General features: G+C 67.7%; 18 protein-coding genes. 4 read left to right on the top strand and 14 right to left on the bottom strand.

Going from position 1 to position 17,970, the window contains the following annotated elements; all coding sequences use genetic code 11:
• Positions 1–37: 37 nt before the first annotated feature.
• The 11 genes from KY49_RS21315 to KY49_RS38675 form a co-directional block, all read right to left on the bottom strand.
• Positions 38–1,339, bottom strand: a complete 1,302-nt coding sequence (locus KY49_RS21315; protein ID WP_042586489.1) for an NAD(P)/FAD-dependent oxidoreductase — start codon at positions 1,337–1,339, stop codon at positions 38–40.
• Positions 1,340–1,362: 23 nt separating this feature from the next.
• Positions 1,363–2,667 carry an NAD(P)/FAD-dependent oxidoreductase gene (locus KY49_RS21310; protein WP_042586903.1) on the bottom strand — a complete coding sequence of 435 codons (1,305 nt, stop codon included), beginning with the start codon at positions 2,665–2,667 and terminating at the stop codon, positions 1,363–1,365.
• 100 nt (positions 2,668–2,767) lie between these two features.
• Positions 2,768–4,336 carry a DUF3138 family protein gene (locus KY49_RS21305; RefSeq protein WP_042586488.1) on the bottom strand — a complete coding sequence of 523 codons (1,569 nt, stop codon included), beginning with the start codon at positions 4,334–4,336 and terminating at the stop codon, positions 2,768–2,770.
• Positions 4,337–4,464: 128 nt separating this feature from the next.
• Positions 4,465–5,298 carry an ABC transporter permease subunit gene (locus KY49_RS21300; RefSeq protein WP_042586487.1) on the bottom strand — a complete coding sequence of 278 codons (834 nt, stop codon included), beginning with the start codon at positions 5,296–5,298 and terminating at the stop codon, positions 4,465–4,467.
• Complete coding sequence (locus KY49_RS21295; protein WP_042586486.1) at positions 5,295–6,281, bottom strand: ABC transporter permease subunit; 987 nt, start codon at positions 6,279–6,281, stop codon at positions 5,295–5,297. The genes KY49_RS21300 and KY49_RS21295 overlap by 4 nt, the downstream gene beginning before the upstream one ends.
• Positions 6,278–7,432 carry an ABC transporter ATP-binding protein gene (locus KY49_RS21290; RefSeq protein ID WP_042586902.1) on the bottom strand — a complete coding sequence of 385 codons (1,155 nt, stop codon included), beginning with the start codon at positions 7,430–7,432 and terminating at the stop codon, positions 6,278–6,280. The genes KY49_RS21295 and KY49_RS21290 overlap by 4 nt, the downstream gene beginning before the upstream one ends.
• A gap of 138 nt (positions 7,433–7,570) precedes the next feature.
• Positions 7,571–8,689, bottom strand: coding sequence for a polyamine ABC transporter substrate-binding protein (locus KY49_RS21285; RefSeq protein ID WP_010096904.1), 1,119 nt, complete (start codon positions 8,687–8,689; stop codon positions 7,571–7,573).
• 61 nt (positions 8,690–8,750) lie between these two features.
• Positions 8,751–10,178 carry an aspartate aminotransferase family protein gene (locus KY49_RS21280; protein ID WP_042586485.1) on the bottom strand — a complete coding sequence of 476 codons (1,428 nt, stop codon included), beginning with the start codon at positions 10,176–10,178 and terminating at the stop codon, positions 8,751–8,753.
• Between the two features lie 28 nt (positions 10,179–10,206).
• On the bottom strand, positions 10,207–11,544 hold the full coding sequence (locus KY49_RS21275; protein ID WP_042586484.1) for a glutamine synthetase family protein: 1,338 nt from the start codon (positions 11,542–11,544) through the stop codon (positions 10,207–10,209).
• A 28-nt stretch (positions 11,545–11,572) separates the two neighbouring features.
• On the bottom strand, positions 11,573–12,358 hold the full coding sequence (locus tag KY49_RS21270; RefSeq protein WP_042586483.1) for a gamma-glutamyl-gamma-aminobutyrate hydrolase family protein: 786 nt from the start codon (positions 12,356–12,358) through the stop codon (positions 11,573–11,575).
• A gap of 302 nt (positions 12,359–12,660) precedes the next feature.
• Positions 12,661–12,888: a hypothetical protein gene (locus KY49_RS38675; protein ID WP_010095686.1), complete on the bottom strand. Its 228-nt coding sequence runs from the start codon at positions 12,886–12,888 to the stop codon at positions 12,661–12,663.
• Positions 12,889–13,301: 413 nt separating this feature from the next.
• On the opposite strand from KY49_RS38675, the gene KY49_RS21265 reads away from it, so the two are divergent.
• Both KY49_RS21265 and KY49_RS21260 read left to right on the top strand, forming a co-directional pair.
• A complete protein-coding gene (locus KY49_RS21265; protein ID WP_042586901.1) occupies positions 13,302–13,853 on the top strand; it encodes a cupin domain-containing protein in 552 nt (183 codons plus the stop codon).
• A gap of 109 nt (positions 13,854–13,962) precedes the next feature.
• Positions 13,963–15,453 (top strand): aldehyde dehydrogenase, encoded by a 1,491-nt coding sequence (locus tag KY49_RS21260; RefSeq protein WP_042586482.1) that lies wholly within the window; start codon positions 13,963–13,965, stop codon positions 15,451–15,453.
• A 50-nt stretch (positions 15,454–15,503) separates the two neighbouring features.
• On the opposite strand, the gene KY49_RS21255 is transcribed toward KY49_RS21260, so the two are convergent.
• On the bottom strand, positions 15,504–15,704 hold the full coding sequence (locus tag KY49_RS21255) for a heavy-metal-associated domain-containing protein (protein WP_042586481.1): 201 nt from the start codon (positions 15,702–15,704) through the stop codon (positions 15,504–15,506).
• Between the two features lie 305 nt (positions 15,705–16,009).
• Here KY49_RS21255 and KY49_RS21250 point away from each other — a divergent pair, with 305 nt between their 5' ends.
• Both KY49_RS21250 and KY49_RS21245 read left to right on the top strand, forming a co-directional pair.
• Positions 16,010–16,342 (top strand): cupredoxin domain-containing protein, encoded by a 333-nt coding sequence (locus KY49_RS21250; protein WP_042586480.1) that lies wholly within the window; start codon positions 16,010–16,012, stop codon positions 16,340–16,342.
• Between the two features lie 12 nt (positions 16,343–16,354).
• Positions 16,355–17,191: an FTR1 family iron permease gene (locus KY49_RS21245; protein WP_042586479.1), complete on the top strand. Its 837-nt coding sequence runs from the start codon at positions 16,355–16,357 to the stop codon at positions 17,189–17,191.
• A 74-nt stretch (positions 17,192–17,265) separates the two neighbouring features.
• Here the strand turns inward: KY49_RS21245 and KY49_RS21240 are convergent, their stop codons facing one another.
• The gene (locus KY49_RS21240; RefSeq protein ID WP_042586478.1) at positions 17,266–17,484 is read right to left on the bottom strand and encodes a hypothetical protein; all 219 of its coding nucleotides are present in this window, start codon (positions 17,482–17,484) and stop codon (positions 17,266–17,268) included.
• Entirely contained in the window at positions 17,484–17,951 is a 468-nt protein-coding gene (locus KY49_RS21235; protein ID WP_042586477.1) for a hypothetical protein, read from the bottom strand. The genes KY49_RS21240 and KY49_RS21235 overlap by 1 nt, the downstream gene beginning before the upstream one ends.
• Positions 17,952–17,970: the final 19 nt, after the last annotated feature.

Raw genomic sequence — 17,970 nt, 5'->3', positions numbered from 1 at the left:
CGAAAGCCACGGCGCGCGCCATGCGCGACGTGGCGTTTCAATGCACGCCGAACGCATCCAGCAGCCGATACCAGCTCATCGCGAGCACCAGCGCCGGCGTGCGCAACAGCGCGCCGCCCGGGAAATCGCGATGCGGAACCTTGCCGAACAGGTCGAAGCGGCTCGCCTGCCCGTCGATTGCCTCGGCGATCAGCTTGCCCGCCAGCGCGGTCGTGTTCACGCCGTGCCCCGAGAATCCCTGAGCGAAATACAGCGTCGGCGCGACCCGCCCGAAATGCGGCGCGCGGTTCATCGTGATGTCGACGAAGCCGCCCCACGCGTATTCCACCTTCACGTCCGCGAGCTGCGGGAACGTCTTCAGCATGTCGGCGCGCATCGCTTGCGCGAGATGGCGCGGCTGCCGCGTCGAGTAGCTGACCTTGCCGCCCCACACGAGCCGCGTGTCCGGCGCCGGCCGGAAATAGTCGAGCACGAAGCGGCTGTCACAGACCGCCGCGCGCGCCGGCATCAGCGCGGCGGCGCGTGATTCGCCGAGCGGCTCGGTCGCGATCACGTAGGTGCCGACCGGCATGATCTTCCTCGCGAGCGCCGGCGCGAGCGCGCCCAGATACGCGTTGCACGCGAGCACGACGAAGCGCGCGCGCACGTGGCCCTGCGCCGTCTCGACGAGATGGCCGGCCGGGATGTCGCGCACGCGCGTCACGCAGCTCTGCTCGTGGATGCGCACGCCGGCCCCGGTCGCCGCGCGCGCGAGGCCGAGCGTGTAGTTCAGCGGATGCAGGTGGCCGCTGTCGGGGTCGTACAGGCCGCCGCGGTAGCGTGACGACTGCACGTAGCCGCCGATGTCGTCCGCTTCGACGAACCGCAGGCGGTCGTAGCCGAAGCGCGTCGCGGCTTCGTCGCGCCAGCGCTTGAGCGCATCGGCGTCGCGCGCGGTGTTCGCGGCCGTCAGGTAGCCGGGCACCAGCGCGCAATCGATGTCGTGCTGCGCGATGCGCGACTTCACGAGCGACAGCGTTTCGAGCCCCATCTCCCAGATGCGCTTCACGTCGGCGTCCGGCAGGTAGCGCGCGAACGTGTCGATGTCGCACGCGTAGCCGCCGATCAACTGCCCGCCGTTGCGGCCGCTCGCGGCCCAGCCGACCCGCGACGCCTCGAGCACGACGACCGAATGGCCGCGCTCGGCGAGATTGAGCGCGGCCGACAGGCCGGTCAGGCCCGCGCCGATCACGCACACGTCGGCGTCGACGGCGCCGGCGAGCGGCGGATGACGCGTCGCATCGTTGGCGGTGGCCGCGTAATACGACGCGGCATGCGGTTGGTTCGCGAAATTCTGCATGGTCAGGAACACGAATGAATGGCTCAGAACAATTCCCGGACGCGGTGATACAGCATCCCGAGTTCGAGCGCGGGCTGCCGCCACACGTCGCCGCCCGGGAAGCGGCGATGGCGCAGGCGCGCGAACAGGTCGAACGCGCGCGCGTCGCCCGCGATCGCGCCGGCGACCGCGCGCCCGGCGATGCCGGTGAGCGCGACGCCATGCCCGCTGAAGCCCTGGACGTAGAAGAAGTTCGGGTCGATCGCGCCGAAGTCCGGCGCGCGGTTGCGCGTGACGTCGACGAAGCCGCCCCATGCGTAGTCGACGCGCACGTCGGCCAACTGCGGGAACACGCCGGTCATGCGCCGCCGGATCGCGCCCGCGAGCGCGGCGGGCGATGCGCCCGCGGAACTCGCGCGGCCGCCGAACAGCATCCGGTGGTCGGCGGACAGCCGGAAGTAGTCGAGAAAGAAGTTGTTGTCGCACACCGCTTCGCGCCGTGCGATCAGCGCGTCGGCGCGCGTCTTGCCGAGCGGCTCGGTCGCGATGATGTACGACGCGATCGGCGCGATGCGCGCGGCCGTCGCCGCGGGCAGCACGCCGCCCGGCCCCGCGTTGCAGCACGACACGACGAAGCGGCAGCGGATCTCGCCGGACGGCGTGCGCACGACGGGCCGCGCGCCGCGCGCGACGTCGAGCGCCGGCGTGTGCGCGAACAGCGCGACGCCTTCGCGGCGCGCCGCGTCGGCGAGGCCGAGGCAGTACTTGAGCGGATGCAGGTGGCCGGACAGCGGATCGTGGACGCCTGCGAGATAGCGCGTCGATGCGATGCGCGCGCGGATCGCGTCGGCGTCGAGCCACGATAGCGACGGATGGCCCCAGCGCGAGCTCGCCGCGTCCATCCACGCGCGCAGGTCGCCGACGCGGCGCGGCCGGGTCGCGACGGTCAGGTAGCCGCGCGTGAAGTCGCAGTCGATCCCGTAGCGCGCGATCCGCTCGGCGATCAGCGCGACGCCGTCGAGCGACAGCGCCCACGCCGCGCGCGCGCCGTCGGCGCCGAGCTGATGCTCGATCGCGTCGTCCTTCGCGAAGCCGGCGATCGCCTGCCCGCCGTTGCGGCCCGACGCGCCCCAGCCGGGCCGGTGCGCGTCGATCACGGCGACGGACAAGCCGCGCGCGCGGCAGTCGAGCGCGGTCGACAGGCCCGCGAAGCCGGCGCCGATCACGCAGACGTCGACGTCGAGCGCGCCGTCGAGCGACGGGTCGTCGCCCTCGGGGCGAGCGGCGCTCGCTTCGTAGTACGAGTCGCGCGCGAGCGCGTCGGCGCGGCGGGTGAAAGACTGGCTCATGAAACCGATTTCCTCCATGCGGCGCGCGAGGCGCCGGAATCCTGCCCGATGCATCGCGCGGGACGCCGCGCGTGCTGCACGGCGCCCCGCGCGGCCGGCATCAGAACGAGTAGATGAACTGCGTCGCGAGCAGGTCGTTGGACTTGCCGTACGACCCGTCGTGGCGCAGGAACACCTTGTTGTTCGCCCAGTCGTGCCGGTATTCGACCTTCACGGTGATCTGCTGGGTCGGATAGAACAGCAGGTCGAGCGCGACGTCCTGGCGCACCGCGCCCTTGCACTCGAAGCCGAGCCCGCCGCCGGCCTTCGACATCGCGAGGCAGTCCGCGTCGACGCCGAAGCCGTTGTTCGGGTCCATCCCGTTGCCGTTCAGCGCGATGCCGCCGCCGCCGCCGCCGTTCTTGCTGTTCGCGAGCAGATCGTAGCGCAGCGTCACGCCCATGCGGCCGACCACCGGTGCGTTGAACTTGCGGTGCGCGAGCAGCGACAGCCCGTACCACTGCGCGAGCCCGCCGTTGTAGGCCGCATGCTCCTGTCGGCCGTAATCGACTTCGGCGTTGTACTGCACGTCGGCGAGCGTGTAGGTCGCGTCGAGCTCGCCGAAGAAGAACGTGCCGTACGCGCTCGGCGCGTTGCCGCCGGGGCCGTAGTGGACCACGCCGTTCGAGTCGATCGCGCTCGCGAGCGTCTGCCGCCCGATGTTGAACGAACCGCCGAGGTCGAGCGCGCTCGACCACGTGTAGTCCGCGCGCGCGGTGAAGGTCGGCACCTTGTTGCTGGTCGTGATCGGGTCGCCGAGCGCGTTGGTGCCGGTCTGCGTGACCGAGCCATACGTGCGGTACTGCTCGTTGCCGACGAAGAACTTCCACGCCCAGCTGCCCTTCGTGTAGTTCGCGCCGACGCCGACGTAGCTGCCCGGGTCGGAGAAGTCGTACAGCAGGTTGTGCGTGAGCGTGAGCATCTGGTTCGACTGCTGCACCTCGTAGCCGCCGAAGCTCGGGATCAGGCCGGCGACGAGCGTCGTCGACGCGGTGATCGGCACGTTGACGACCGCCGTGTTCAGCAGGTTGTCGGTGATCGAGCCGCGCGAGTTCTGCAGCAGCGTGATGCCGTTGCCGCGGTTCGGCATCAGCGTGATCTCGGCCGACGGCGCCATCGGGCCGACGCCGAAGGTCTTCTTGATGTCGAGGTACAGGTCGCCGAACGTGCTGTTGAAGTAGTTGTACGCGTTCTCGTGGTTCGCGAACAGGAACGAGGACGTGCCCGGCGCGCGGTTGTAGATGTAGGTCGGATCGATGTAGCCCGTCACCGACAGGCCCGCGATCGGCCCGGTGCTGGCCGCGTCCGTCAGCGAGTCGACCTTCAGCTGCTGGTTCGCGATCTGCTGCTTCATCTCGGTCACGTCGTCGTTGGTCAGCAGCGCCTGCGACTTGCCGTAGTCGGGCGACGCCGGATCGGCGGCCGCGACGGCGGCCGGCCTGCCGCCTTGTGCGATCGCAGTCGCACCGCCGCCCGGCTGCGCGGCGAGCTGCGCCTGCATCGCCTTCATCTGCTTCTGCAGCGCGGCGACCTGCGCCTGCAGCGCCTTGATCTGGGCGGACGTCGAGTCAGCCAGCGCGATGCCCGGCAGCGCGCCGGCCACCAGCAGGCAGATCAGTTTCTTCTTCATCACGGATTCTCCTAGCGGTCGTATGTCGGCAAAAGTGCGATGAGCGCAGCGCGGCGCCCGTGCGGCGCATCAGTCGGAACGCACGGGGCCGCGTCATTGTTTTGATGGATGAGCGGTGAGCGGGGCCGTCAGGAAAACGCGAGCCGCAGGTCGGCCACGCGCCGTCGTTCGCGCGCGATCATCATCTGGTTCACGGCGATCACGCCGATCGTGACGGCCGTGATGAACAGCGTCGCGAGCGCGTTCATCTCCGGATTCAGGCCGAGCCGCACGCGCGAGAACACGACGAGCGGCAGCGTCGTCGAGCCGGGGCCCGACAGGAACGCCGACAGCACGAGGTCGTCGATCGACAGCGTGAACGACAGCAGCCACCCCGACAGCAGCGCCTGCGAGATCAGCGGCAGCGTGACCACGAAGAACACCTTCAGCGGCGTCGCGCCGAGATCGAGCGCGGCTTCTTCCAGCGACCTGTTCAGCTCCTTCACGCGCGACTGCACGATGATTGCGACGTACGACACGCACAGCATCACGTGGCCGATCCAGATCGTGACCATCCCGCGCCCCTTCGGCCAGCCGAACATCTGCTCCAGCGCGACGAACAGCAGCAGCAGCGAGATGCCCTGGATCACCTCGGGAATCACGAGCGGCGCGTTGATCATCCCCGTGTACAGCGTGAAGCCGCGAAAGCGCCCGAAGCGCGCGAGCACGAAGCCCGCCCACGTGCCGATCACGACCGACGCGGTGGCGGTCATGAGGCCGATCTTCAGCGACAGCCACGCGGCCGTCAGCAGCTCGTCGTCGTCCAGCAGCGCCGCGTACCACTTCAGCGAGAAGCCCGACCACACGGTGACGAGCTTCGACTCGTTGAACGAATAGACGATCAGGCTGATGATCGGGATGTACAGGAACAGGAATCCGAATGCGAGGACACCCGTCGACAGCGGTTTGCTCGGCTTGATCATTTCGCGTCCTCCAGTTCCTTGACCTGGTAGTACTGGAACAGCGCCATCGGCACGAGCAGCAGCACCACCATCGCCACCGTCACCGCGGACGCCATCGGCCAGTCCATGTTGTTGAAGAACTCGTCCCACATCACGCGACCGATCATCAGCGTGTCCGCGCCGCCGAGCAGTTCGGGGATCACGTACTCGCCGACGGCCGGAATGAACACCAGCAGGCTGCCGGCGATGATCCCGTTCTTCGACAGCGGCAGCGTGATCCGCGTGAACGCGACCCACGGCTTCGCGCCCAGGTCGTACGCGGCTTCGAGCAGCGTGAGGTCCATCTTCACGAGGTGCGCGTAGAGCGGCATCACCATGAACGGCAGGTACGAATAGACCATCCCGATGTAGACGCCCGCGTCGCTGTGATAGAGCCGCAGCGGCGTATGGATGATGCCGAGCGCGATCAGCGCGTGGTTCAGCAGGCCGTCGTCCTTCAGGATGCCGATCCATGCGTACACGCGGATCAGGAACGACGTCCAGAACGGCAGCATCACGGCCATCATCAGCACGTTGCGCGTGCCCGGCTCCGAGCGCGCGATGTAGTACGCCATCGGATAGCCGATCAGCAGGCAGAACAGCGTCGACACGCCGGCCATCTTCAGCGAGCTGAGGTAGGTCGCGACGTACAGGTCGTCCTTCAGCAGGAACGCGTAGTGGCCGAGCTGGATCGCGAAGTGCACGACGCCGTCCTGGATCTGCATCAGCGCCGAATACGGCGGAATGCCCATCACCTGGTCGGCGAAGCTGATCTTGAGCACCAGCACGAACGGCAGCGCGAAGAACAGCGCGAGCCACGCGAACGGCACGCCGATCGCGACGCTGCGGCCGGACGGCAGGGCGCGCGACAGCGCGGCGAAGCGGCGCTTGCGCGCGGGGGCCGCTGCCGCGGCCACGGCGCCGGACGACACCGGCGCGGAGGAGGAGGGGGCGGAAGTTCTCATTGCGTCAGCACCACGCCGCTGGCGGGCGACCAGGAGACGAACACGTCGTCGTTATAGGCGGGCGCACCGTCGTGCATCAGGTGCGAGCTGGACAGGTTCGACACGACGGTCTTGCCGCTCGGCAGGCGCACGTGGTACAGCGAGTAGCTGCCCATGTACGCGATGTCGGTGACGACGCCGCGCGCCCAGTTGTGCGGCGAGCGCGGCTTCTCGCGCGACACGTGGATGCGCTCCGGCCGCACCGAGATGCCGACCGGCATCCCGAGCGGGCCCGTCACGCCGTGGCTCACGTACATGCGCGCCTCGAGGTCGTCGCTCTCGACGAAGATATGGTCGGGTTCGTCCTCGACCACGCGGCCCTCGAACAGGTTGGTCGAGCCGATGAATTCGGCCGAGAAGCGGCTGTTCGGGTATTCGTACACTTCGCCGGGCGAGCCGATCTGCACGATCTTGCCTTCGCTCATCACCGCGAGGCGGCTCGCCATCGTCATCGCTTCTTCCTGGTCGTGCGTGACCATCACGCAGGTCACGTCGACCTTCTCGATGATGTTCACGAGCTCGAGCTGGGTCTTCTGGCGGATCTTCTTGTCGAGCGCGGACATCGGCTCGTCGAGCAGCAGCAGCTTCGGGCGCTTGACGAGCGAGCGCGCGAGCGCGACGCGCTGCTGCTGGCCGCCGGAAAGCTGGTGCGGCTTGCGCTTCGCGTACTTGCTCATCTGCACCAGCGCGAGCGCGTCGGCGACGCGCTCCTTGATTTCGTGCTTCGGCGTGCCTTCCTGCTTCAGGCCGAACGCGACGTTCGACTCGACCGTCATGTGCGGGAACAGCGCATACGACTGGAACATCATGTTCACCGGGCGGCGGTACGGCGGCAGCGACGCGAGGTCCTCGCCGTCGACGTAGATCTTGCCGGCGGTCGCGGTTTCGAGCCCGGCGAGCATGCGCAGCAACGTCGACTTGCCGCAGCCCGAGCTGCCGAGCAGCGCGAACAGCTCGTTTTTCGCGATCGTCAGGTTCACGTTGTCGACGGCCGTGCTGTCGCCGAACTTCTTCACGACGTTTTCGATGCGCACGAACGCGTCGTGCTTCGTGCGGGCCGCGGTGGCCGGCTGCGCATGGCGCGCAGCCGCGGAAGAGGGAATCGATTGCATGGGGTTCACCATTCGTTCGTCACGGATTGCAGGCGTGAGCGTTCCCGCGCGAGGCGCACGACGCGACTCGCGGAAAACGGCTCGTGCCGGTGGAGCGGGGCGCGCGGGCGGACGGTCAGTACGCGGCGCGCAGGGCGATCAGTGGCCGGTCTTCAATTGCGCCCACAGCCGGTTCTCGAGACGCAGGATGTCGGCCGGCATCGGCTTCATCAGCGTCATCTTCTTCAGCACGTCCTCGGCCGGATACACGGTCGGGTCCTGTGCGACGGCCGGCGTCACGAACGCGTGCGCGGCCTTGTTCGCGGTCGGGTAGAACACCGTGTTGGTGATCGCCGCGTTGACCTTCGCATCGGAGATGTAGTTGATCCACTTCAGCGCGGCCTCCGGGTGCGGCGCATCCTTCGGGATCACCATCACGTCGAACCACAGCAGCCCGCCTTCCTTCGGGTTCGCGAACCTGATGTCGTACGAACGCTTCGCCTCGGACGCGCGGCGGTGCGCGATGCCGACGTCGCCCGACCAGCCGAGCGCGACGCAGATGTCGTTGTTCGCGAGGTCGTTGATGTAGCCGGACGAGTTGAACTGGGTGATGTACGGGCGGACTTTCTTCAGGACCTCGAACGCCGCCTGGTAGTCGGCGGGGTTCGTGCTGTTCGGGTTCTTGCCCATGTACTGCAGCGTCGCGGCGAACACGTCGACCGCCTGGTCGAGGAACGACACGCCGCAGCTCTTGAGCTTCGACATGTTCGCCGGGTCGAACACCAGCGCCCAGCTGTCCACCGGCGCGTTCTCGCCGAGCGCCTTCTTCACCGCCTGCACGTTGTAGCCGAGGCCGTCCGTGCCGTACGCCCACGGCACGCCGTACTGGTTGCCGGGGTCGGCGTCCGAGATCATCTTCATCAGCAACGGATCGAGGTTCGCGAGGTTCGGCAGCTTCGACTTGTCGAGCTTCTGGTAGACGCCGGCCTGGATCTGCTTGGCCATGTAGTTCGACGTCGGCACGACGATGTCGTAGCCCGAGCTGCCGGCGAGCAGCTTCGCCTGCAGCGTGTCGTCGCTGTCGTAGTTGTCGTACTTGACGTGGATGCCGGTCTGCTTCTGGAAGTTCGGGATCGTGTCGGGCGCGATGTAGTCGGACCAGTTGTAGACGTTCAGCTCGTCGGCGGCTTGCGCCGGCGGGCTGGCGACCGACGTGAACGCGGCCGCGGCGGCGAGGGCGGCGGCGGAACAGGCTTGGCGAAGAGTGCGAGCACGCATGGTGGAGTTCCCCTGGTAAGGTGAGCCGCGGCGCGCACGCCGCGGCCCGTAGGCAAAGCCGTTACGAAAGGCCCAGCTGCTGGGCGGTCGCATCGACGGCCTGCTTCGCCTTCGACACGAGTTCATCGATTTCCTGGCGCGAGATCACGAGCGGCGGCGACAGCAGCATCCGGTCGCCGGTCGCGCGCATGATCAGGTTGCCGTTGAAGCAGAAGTCGCGGCAGATCGTGCCGACGTCGCCGCCGTTCGCGAAGCGCTCGCGCTTGCCCGGATCGCGCGCGAGCTGCAGGCTCGCGACGAGGCCGGCGCCGTGCACTTCGCCGACGATCGGATGGCGCGCGAAGGTCTCGCGCATCAGCGCCTGGAAGTACGGGCCCGTGTCGGTCTTCACGCGCGCGACGATGCCTTCGTCGCGCAGCAGCTTCAGGTTCGCGACCGCGACCGCCGCCGCGACCGGATGGCCCGAGTAGGTGAGGCCGTGGTTGAATTCGCCGTTGTCGATGATCGGCCGCGCGACGCGCTCGTGGATGCCCACCGCGCCCATCGGCACGTAGCCGCTCGTCAGCCCCTTCGCCATCGTGATCAGGTCCGGCTCGAAGCCGAAGTGCTGGTGCGCGAACCATTCGCCGGTGCGCCCGAAGCCGCCGATCACCTCGTCGGCGACGAGCAGGATGTCGTACTTGCGGCAGATCCGCTGGATCTCCGGCCAGTACGTCGACGGCGGGAAAATCACGCCGCCCGCGCCCTGGAACGGCTCGCCGATGAACGCGGCGACGTTCTCCGCGCCGAGCTCGAGAATCTTCGCTTCGAGCTGCTGCGCACGCGCGAGGCCGAACGCCTCGGGCGTCTCGCCGGCTTGCGCTTCGCCGAAGAAGTACGGCTGGTCGATGTGCACGATGTGCTCGACCTTCGACGGCATCTGCTCGTGCATGTAGCCCATCCCGCCGAGCGTGCCGCCCGCGATCGTCGAGCCGTGATAGCCGTTGCGACGCGAGATCACGTACTTCTTCTGCGGTTGGCCCTGCACGCGCCAGTATTGATGGACGACGCGCAGCACGGTGTCGTTGCCTTCCGAGCCGCTGTTGCAGTAGAAGAAGTGGTTGAACCCTTGCGGCGTGACTTCGGCGAGCATGGCCGACAGTTCGATCACCGGCGGGTGCGTGGTCTTGAAGAACGTGTTGTAGAACGGCAGTTCCTGCAGCTGGCGGTAGGCGGCGTCGGCGAGTTCCTTGCGGCCGTAGCCGACGTTCACGCACCACAGGCCGGCCATCCCGTCGATGATCTTGTTGCCGTCCGAATCCCACAGGTAGACGCCGTCCGCCTTCACGATCACGCGGCTGCCCGCGCGATTGAGCGCGCCCATGTCGGAGAACGGGTGGATGTGGTGCGCGGCGTCGAGCGCGCGGTATTCGGCGGTGGTGCGGGCCTGCGTGGTGCGGGCCGCGGGCGCGGCCGGCTGGATCCAGGCCGATTCGTTGCGATAGGTCATGTTTCCTCCGGAGTGCGGTGGCGCATGCTCACACGTGCAGCAGCAGATGCTTGCGTTCCCACGAGCTGATCACGCGGAAGAACGCTTCGTATTCGGTTTCCTTCAGCGCGAAGTACGCCTTCAGGAACTTGTGGCCGAGGATCTCGCCGATCGGCTCGCACGCGGCCATCAGCGTCAGCCCTTCCTCGAGGTTGCGCGGCAGCTGGTACGGCAGGTCGTAGCCGTCGCTGACGAGCGGCTCGGTCGGCTCGAGCCGCTGCGTCATCCCGAGATAGCCGGCCGCGAGCGTCGCGGCGAGCGCGAGGTACGGGTTGCAGTCGACGCCCGGGATGCGGTTCTCGATGCGGCGCGCGGCCGGGCCCGAGTGCGGAATGCGGAAGCCGACCGTGCGGTTGTCGTAGCCCCATTGCACGTTGATCGGCGCGGCCATGAAGCGCGACAGCCGGCGGTACGAGTTGATGTACGGCGCGAAGATCGGCATCAGCGCCGGCGTATATTTCTGCAGGCCCGCGAGGAAGTTGTAGAACATCGACGTCGCGCCGCCGGTCTCCTTCGACGTGAACAGGTTGTGGCCCGTTTCCTCGTCGACGATGCTCTGGTGCACGTGCATCGCCGAACCGGGCTCGCCTTCCATCGGCTTCGCCATGAACGTCGCGTACATGTTGTGCCGCAGCGCCGCTTCGCGCACCGTGCGCTTGAACAGGAACACCTGGTCCGCGAGCGACAGCGCGTCGCCGTGCATGAAGTTGATCTCCATCTGCGCGGCGCCGACTTCGTGGATCAGCGTGTCGATGTCGAGGCTTTGCGATTCGCAGTACTCGTAGATGTCCTCGAACAGCGGATCGAATTCGTTGACCGCCTCGATCGAGTACGACTGGCGGCCCGTTTCCGGGCGGCCCGTGCGGCCGACGGGCGGGCGCAGCGGCAGGTCCGGGTCCTTGTTCATGTCGACCAGGTAGAACTCGAGCTCGGGCGCGACCACCGGCTTCCAGCCCTTCGCCTTGTACAGGTCGAGCACGCGGCGCAGCACGTAGCGCGGCGAGATCTCGACCGGCGAGCCGTCGAAGTGCACGCAGTCGTGGATCACCTGCGCGGTCGGGTCGACCGCCCACGGGATCAGGCGGATCGTCGACATGTCGGGCACGCACACCATGTCGGGGTCGGTCACGCCGGTCAGCGAGCCGTCTTCCGGATATTCGCCGGTGACGGTCTGCACCATCACGGCCTGCGGCAGGCGCATCGATTCGCCGGACGTGAACTTGTTGCGCGGCGTGATCTTGCCGCGCGCGATGCCGGCCATGTCGGGGATGATCGCCTCGATCTCGGTGATCCGGTGTTTCTTCAGGAATTCGTCGATGTCTTGCATGATTGTTCTCGTTGGTTGGTCGGCGCGCTCACGCGAGCGCGGCGGCGGCCCCGGCGCGTGCGCGGGCGTCCCGGCGGGCGCGGCACGCGTCGCCGAACGCGCGAAAGATCGCGGTCGACAGCGGGTCGTGCGCATGCCGCCATTCCGGATGCCATTGCACGGCGAGCGCGAACGCGGCGGTGCCGGCGACGCTCACGGCCTCGATCAGGCCGTCCGGCGCGACCGCCTCGATCGCGAGGCCGGCGCCGAGCTGCGCGATGCCCTGCTTGTGCAGCGAATTCACGCGCACTTCGTCGCGGCCGTCCGCGAGTGCGTGCAGCACGCCGCCGGGCGTCAGGCGCACCGCGTGCGCGGGGCCGTATTGCGTGTCGAGCGGCGCGTCGTCGTCCTCGCGGTGATCGGCGAGGCCCGGCACTTCGTGCACGCGCTGATGCAGCGTGCCGCCGAACACGACGTTCAGCTCCTGGAAGCCGCGGCACAACGCGAGCACGGGCACGCCGGCCGCGATGGCCGCGCGCAGCAGCGGCAGCGTCGTCGCGTCGCGCGCGGCGTCGTGCTTCGTGCCGGGCGCGCTCGGTTCGCCGCCGTAGCGATGCGGCTCGACGTTCGAATAGCTGCCGGTGAACAGCAGCCCGTCGACCGCATCGACGATGTCGTCGACCGACTGGCGCTCACCGAGCGCGGGCAGCACCATCGCGAGCGCATGGGCGCCGTCGACGACGGCGGCGACATACTTGTCGCCGACCGTATGCGACGGATGCGAGCCGATTTGCGTCATGTCGGCGGTGATGCCGACGAGGGGTTTCCTTTCCATGGCGTCGATCAGGTTACCTAAGCAGGCCGTGACGCGCGGCGCTCGGCGCGGCAAGCATGGCTTGCGCAAATCGCAGGCGCGGCACGGCCCCGCAGCCGTGCGCGGGGCGCATGGCCGCTGACGAAGGAGCGCAGCAGAAGATCAGTGCTGCGCGCGACGATCAGGCCGACGTCCGTTTCGTTGTGCGGCGCGGTGCGCGGCAATGCGTGAGGCAACGCATGCGCGAGCGCCGTCCGTCACCGGTCAAGCGACGCGGCGGACGGGATGCGGGCGAAACGGACGACGTGAAAGGGAGAGAGGCGCTATGGCAGCAGCGACGCCACTTCGTCGGTATCGACGGCGACGAACGCGCGTGCGGAGACGGCGTTGTGACGCCGGACGGAACGACGGGACAGGATGGTGTAGATGGACAGATGCAGCAGGCGAGGACTATGCCAGCCGCAACTGCCATCGGCGATGGTGGACGCCGCGCTGCGCTTACTTCGCGCATCGCCACGATCCCACCTCACCAGAGGGCCACGGACTCTCACGATTACACTCGACTGGTTCGTTGAAAGTATTGAACACCTGATTGCCAGAACGCGCGGGGCGTTTAAATAATCGAGGCGCCGGCCGGGCGTCGTGAGCATCGGCGCGCATCGCATTCTTGCGTTGCAATAACGCGTTTTGATGCGCGTGACGGTTCAATGACGCTGACCTGAGAGCCAGCATATACGAGCCAAAAACGGCGTCAAATGTTTTTTTATGGTCCCGGATCAGGGCTTACCCGAAGCACTGCGAATAAAATATGCGTAAATGGAATGGCGGGTAAGTGTTGATTATTTCGGACGCCTTTCAGGGTTTTCCCCGCCAATACGCGACATAAAGTGATTAGAATATTCAACGGCCGTTCCACGCGTCGCGTCCTTCTTTCCTCGCACTCATCGTGTCCGAAACCGAATCGATGTCCACCGAAGTCGCCGAGCGCCTGCGTTTCGTGCGCAACAAGCATGGCCTGTCGCAGCGTGAACTCGCGAAGCGGGCCGGCGTGACCAACGGCACGATCTCGCTGATCGAGCAGGGCCGCGTGAGCCCGTCGGTCGGCTCGCTGAAGAAGCTGCTCGAATGCATCCCGATGAGCCTCGCCGAGTTCTTCACGTTCGAGCTCGTCGAATCGCGCACCGTGGTGTCGCGCCGCGACGAGATGCCGAACCTCGGCAACGACGCGCTCGCGTTTCATCTGGTCGGCGCGGGCGTGAAGGACCGCAACATGTGCATCATGCGCGAGGTCTACCAGCCGCACGCCGACACCGGGCCCGAGATGCTCGCGCATGCCGGGCACGAAGGCGGCGTCGTCGTGTCGGGCCGGCTCGAGCTCACCGTCGACGGCGCAACGTGGCTGCTCGATCCCGGAGACGGCTACTACTTCGAAAGCCGTTTGCCGCACCGTTTTCGCAATCCCAGCGCGGAGCAAGTCTGCGAGGTCGTCTCGGCCAACTCGCCGCCGACCTTCTGACCCGCCTTCCGGCCGCGCTTCACCGCCGCATTCGCCGTATTCACTGCCGGCTGCGCGACGTGCGCTGCCGCTCGTACGCGGCGAATGCCACAACCATTGAGGCATCCTGATGAACCAGTTGACTTTGAAGGATTGGCAGGACAAGGCAGCGTCGCTCGCGATCGAAGGGCGCGCGTTCATCGACGGCGCGCCGCGCGATGCGCAGTCAGGCAGGACCTTCGACTGCGTGAGCCCGATCGATGGCCGCGTGCTCGCGAAGGTCGCCGATTGCGGCGACGCGGACGTGAACGCGGCCGTCGCGGCCGCGCGCCGCGCGTTCGACGCGCAGGTGTGGGCGGGGCTGAACCCGCGGGCGCGCAAGGCCGTGCTGCTGCGCTGGGCCGCGCTGATGCGCACGCATCTCGACGAGCTCGCGCTGCTCGAGACGCTCGACGCGGGCAAGCCGATCGACGACACGACGACGGTCGACGTGCCGGGCGCCGCGTATTGCGTCGAATGGTTCGCCGAAGCGATCGACAAGGTCGGCGGCGAAGTCGTGCCGGCCGATCATCATCTGGTCGGGCTCGTCACGCGCGAGCCGGTCGGCGTCGTCGCGGCGGTCGTGCCGTGGAATTTCCCGATCCTGATGGCCGCATGGAAGTTCGGCCCCGCGCTCGCCGCCGGCAACAGCGTCGTGCTGAAGCCGTCGGAAAAGTCGCCGCTCACGGCGATCAGGGTCGCGCAGCTCGCGCACGAGGCCGGCATACCGGCCGGCGTGTTCAACGTCGTGCCGGGCGCGGGCGAGCCGGGCAAGCTGCTCGCGCTGCATCGCGACGTCGATTGCATCGCGTTCACCGGCTCGACCGCGGTCGGCAAGCTGATCATGCAGTACGCGGCGCAATCGAACCTGAAGCGCGTGTGGCTGGAGCTCGGCGGCAAGTCGCCGAACATCGTGCTGCCGGACTGCCCGGACCTCGATCGCGCGGCGCAGGCCGCGGCCGGTGCGATCTTCTACAACATGGGCGAGATGTGCACCGCGGGCTCGCGCCTGCTCGTGCATCGCGACATCAAGGACGTGTTCGTCGAGAAGCTCGTCGCGGCCGCGCGCGCGTACGTGCCCGGCAATCCGCTCGACCCGTCGGTGTCGATGGGCGCGATCGTCGACGGCATCCAGCTCGAGCGCGTGCTCGGCTACATCGACGCGGGGCGCAGCGAAGGCCGCCTCGTGACGGGCGGTGCGCGCGTGTTGCGGGAGACGGGCGGCTTCTACGTCGAGCCGACGGTGTTCGAGGTGAAGCCCGACGCGAAGATCGCGCGCGAGGAGATCTTCGGGCCGGTGCTGTCGGTGATCGCGTTCGACGACGTCGACGAAGCGGTGCGCATCGCCAACGATTCCGAGTACGGCCTCGCCGCGGCGCTGTGGACGTCGAACCTGACGACCGCGCACGAGGTGTCGCGACGCCTGCGCGCGGGCACCGTGTGGGTGAACTGCTACGACGAGGGCGGCGACATGAACTTCCCGTTCGGCGGCTACCGGCAGTCGGGCAACGGCCGCGACAAGTCGCTGCACGCGCTCGAGAAGTACACGGAGCTGAAGTCGACGCTCGTGCGCTTGCGGTGACGCCGCCCGCGCCGCCGGCTCCGCCGCTGCGCGGGAGCCGGCGGCGCGCGTTACGCGGCGCGCAGCGAAGGATGGAAGCCCGCGGCTTCGATGATCGACTGCACGCGCTCGGCCGGCTGCGTCGACTGCACGGTCACGCGCTTCGCGGCGACGTCGATGTCGAGCTTCGCGCCGGGATCGGCCGCGGTCACCGCGCGGGTGATCGCGTTCGCGCAGCCGCCGCAGGTCATGTCCTGAACTTCGAATTCCATGATTCTCTCCAGAGTTGACGAACCCGCACAGCATGAAGCTTGCCACCGTGGGAAGGTCAAGCGTGCGACAGCCATTCGTCAGTGTGTAATCAGACGAATAACGGCGTCGATCGAAACGTCAGTCGGTATTTAGCCCGATTGACCGCTCAGGGTCGGACGCGGCGATGGAAAAAATCATTTCAATACAAAGGCTTGCTGAACGGCATGGCGCCCGATTCCCATTCGGCGATCAAGGGTAATCAATGCGGAAATGCGAATCGCTCTTAGTATCAATTCTTCTTCCGCATTTCTTTCCACTCCTGATCATGAATCGTTTCGCTTTCGGCTTTGCGCTGGCCCTGCTGGGTGCGTCGGCCACCTCCGCATTCGCGGCCGACGACGTCGTCAACCTGACCCTGAAGGACCACAAGTTCTCGCCCGAAGGCGTGACGATTCCCGCCGGCAAGAAGGTGAAGTTCGTCGTGAAGAACCTCGACGCGACGCCCGCCGAATTCGAAAGCGACGACTTCAAGGCGGAGAAGGTCGTTCCCGCCGGCAAGTCGGTCGAGATCCTGGTCGGGCCGCTGAAGGCCGGCACCTACGAGTTCCACGACGAGTACCACGAAGCTCAGTCGAAGACGAAGCTCACCGTCAAGTAAGCGCGAACCGCCATGTTGTCTACCGCCCTGATCGTCTTTCGTGAAGTGCTCGAGGCCGCGCTGGTGGTCTCGATCGTGATGGCCGCCACGAAGGGCGTGCCGCGGCGCGGCTGGTGGGTCGGCAGCGGGCTGGCTGGCGGCGTGGTCGGCGCGGGCCTGATCGCCGCGTTCGCCGACGCGATCTCGCAGTGGGCGTCCGGGATGGGCCAGGAGGTGTTCAACGCGGGCGTGATGTTCGTCGCGACGCTGATGCTCGCGTGGCACAGCATCTGGATGAGCAAGCATGGCCGCGAGATGGCGCTGCACATGACCGCGGTCGGCCGGGCCGTCGCAGCCGGCAGCAGGCCGCTGACCGGGCTCGCGATCGTCGTCGGCGTCGCGGTGCTGCGCGAAGGCTCGGAAGCCGTGCTGTTCCTGTACGGCATCGCGGCGGGCGATCCGGGGCAGACGCCGCAGATGGTCGCCGGCGGGCTGCTCGGCGTGCTCGGCGGCGCGGGGCTCGGCTATGCGATGTATGCGGGCCTGCTGCGGATTCCGCTGAAGCGCCTGTTCTCCGTCACCAACGGGCTGATCGTGCTGCTCGCGGCCGGGATGGCGAGCCAGTGCGTCGGCTTCCTGCTGGCGGCCGGTCTCGTGCCGTCGTGGGGCGACGCGGTGTGGGATACGTCGTGGCTGCTCAAGGATTCGAGCCTCGTCGGCAAGGCGCTGCATACGCTGGTCGGCTATACCGCGCGTCCGGCGGGCATCCAGATCGTCGTGTACGTCGCGACGCTGGCGACGATCGTCGTGCTCGCGCGGTTCGTCGGCCGGCCGCAGGGGGCGATGCGGCCGCCGCGGCCGGTTGCGTGAACGATCGAGCCGGGTTCGAATGCACGAAGGGGCGTCATGGACGCCCCTTCGTTCGTTTACTGGCTGCGCTGCGCTCAGCGGTGGTTATCGATCCACGCGCGCGCCCATTCGAGCCCCGCGACGCGCGCCTCGTCCTCGGTATCGAATACGCCGAGCACGCCCGATGCCTCGACGAGCTTGTTGTGCTGCGTGATCGTGCCGCTTGCCGCGAAGCGCTCGGGCTGCATGATCTCGTCCTGCTGCAGGATCGCGTGGCCCCAGATCTGGTAGCCGTGGTAGGTTTCCGCTTCCATTATCGTGTCACCTTGGCGGGGCCGTTGCGGGTGCCGACGCGCAGCACGTTGCCGTCCGGCGTGTATTGCCGCGGGATGTCGGTGAAGGCGAGGCCATGCGGCGAATCCTGCGCGTCCGGCTGCATCACCGTGAGCCGGCCCGGCGCGGGCTGGGCGACCGGGCGCGCGGCGGGCGCGGTGGGTGTGGCGGGCGCGGTGCCGGGCGCCGGCATGCGATGCGCGCCCGTCTTCAGCGTCTGCGTGGCGGGCGCGACGTGGCGCTTGTGCGCCTTCGCGGCCGTCTTCTGCTGGGCGGCGGCATGCTTCGCGGGGGCGGCCGCGTGCGCGTCGGGCGCGTGCGCCGCCGGCGGACGCGGCGTAGCCGTGCGCGCCTCGGGCGGATTCCACACCTCGACGTAATGGTCGGCGGCCATGCCGGGCGTCGCACACGCCAGCGCCAGCAAGCCGCATCCGATCAGTCTCACCATGCTTTCTCCGTCTGTCTCG

It is taken from the genome of Burkholderia sp. MSHR3999, assembly GCF_000833595.1.
Classification (GTDB): Bacteria; Pseudomonadota; Gammaproteobacteria; order Burkholderiales; family Burkholderiaceae; genus Burkholderia; species Burkholderia ubonensis.
This window is presented reverse-complemented; position numbering and strand designations above follow the sequence as displayed.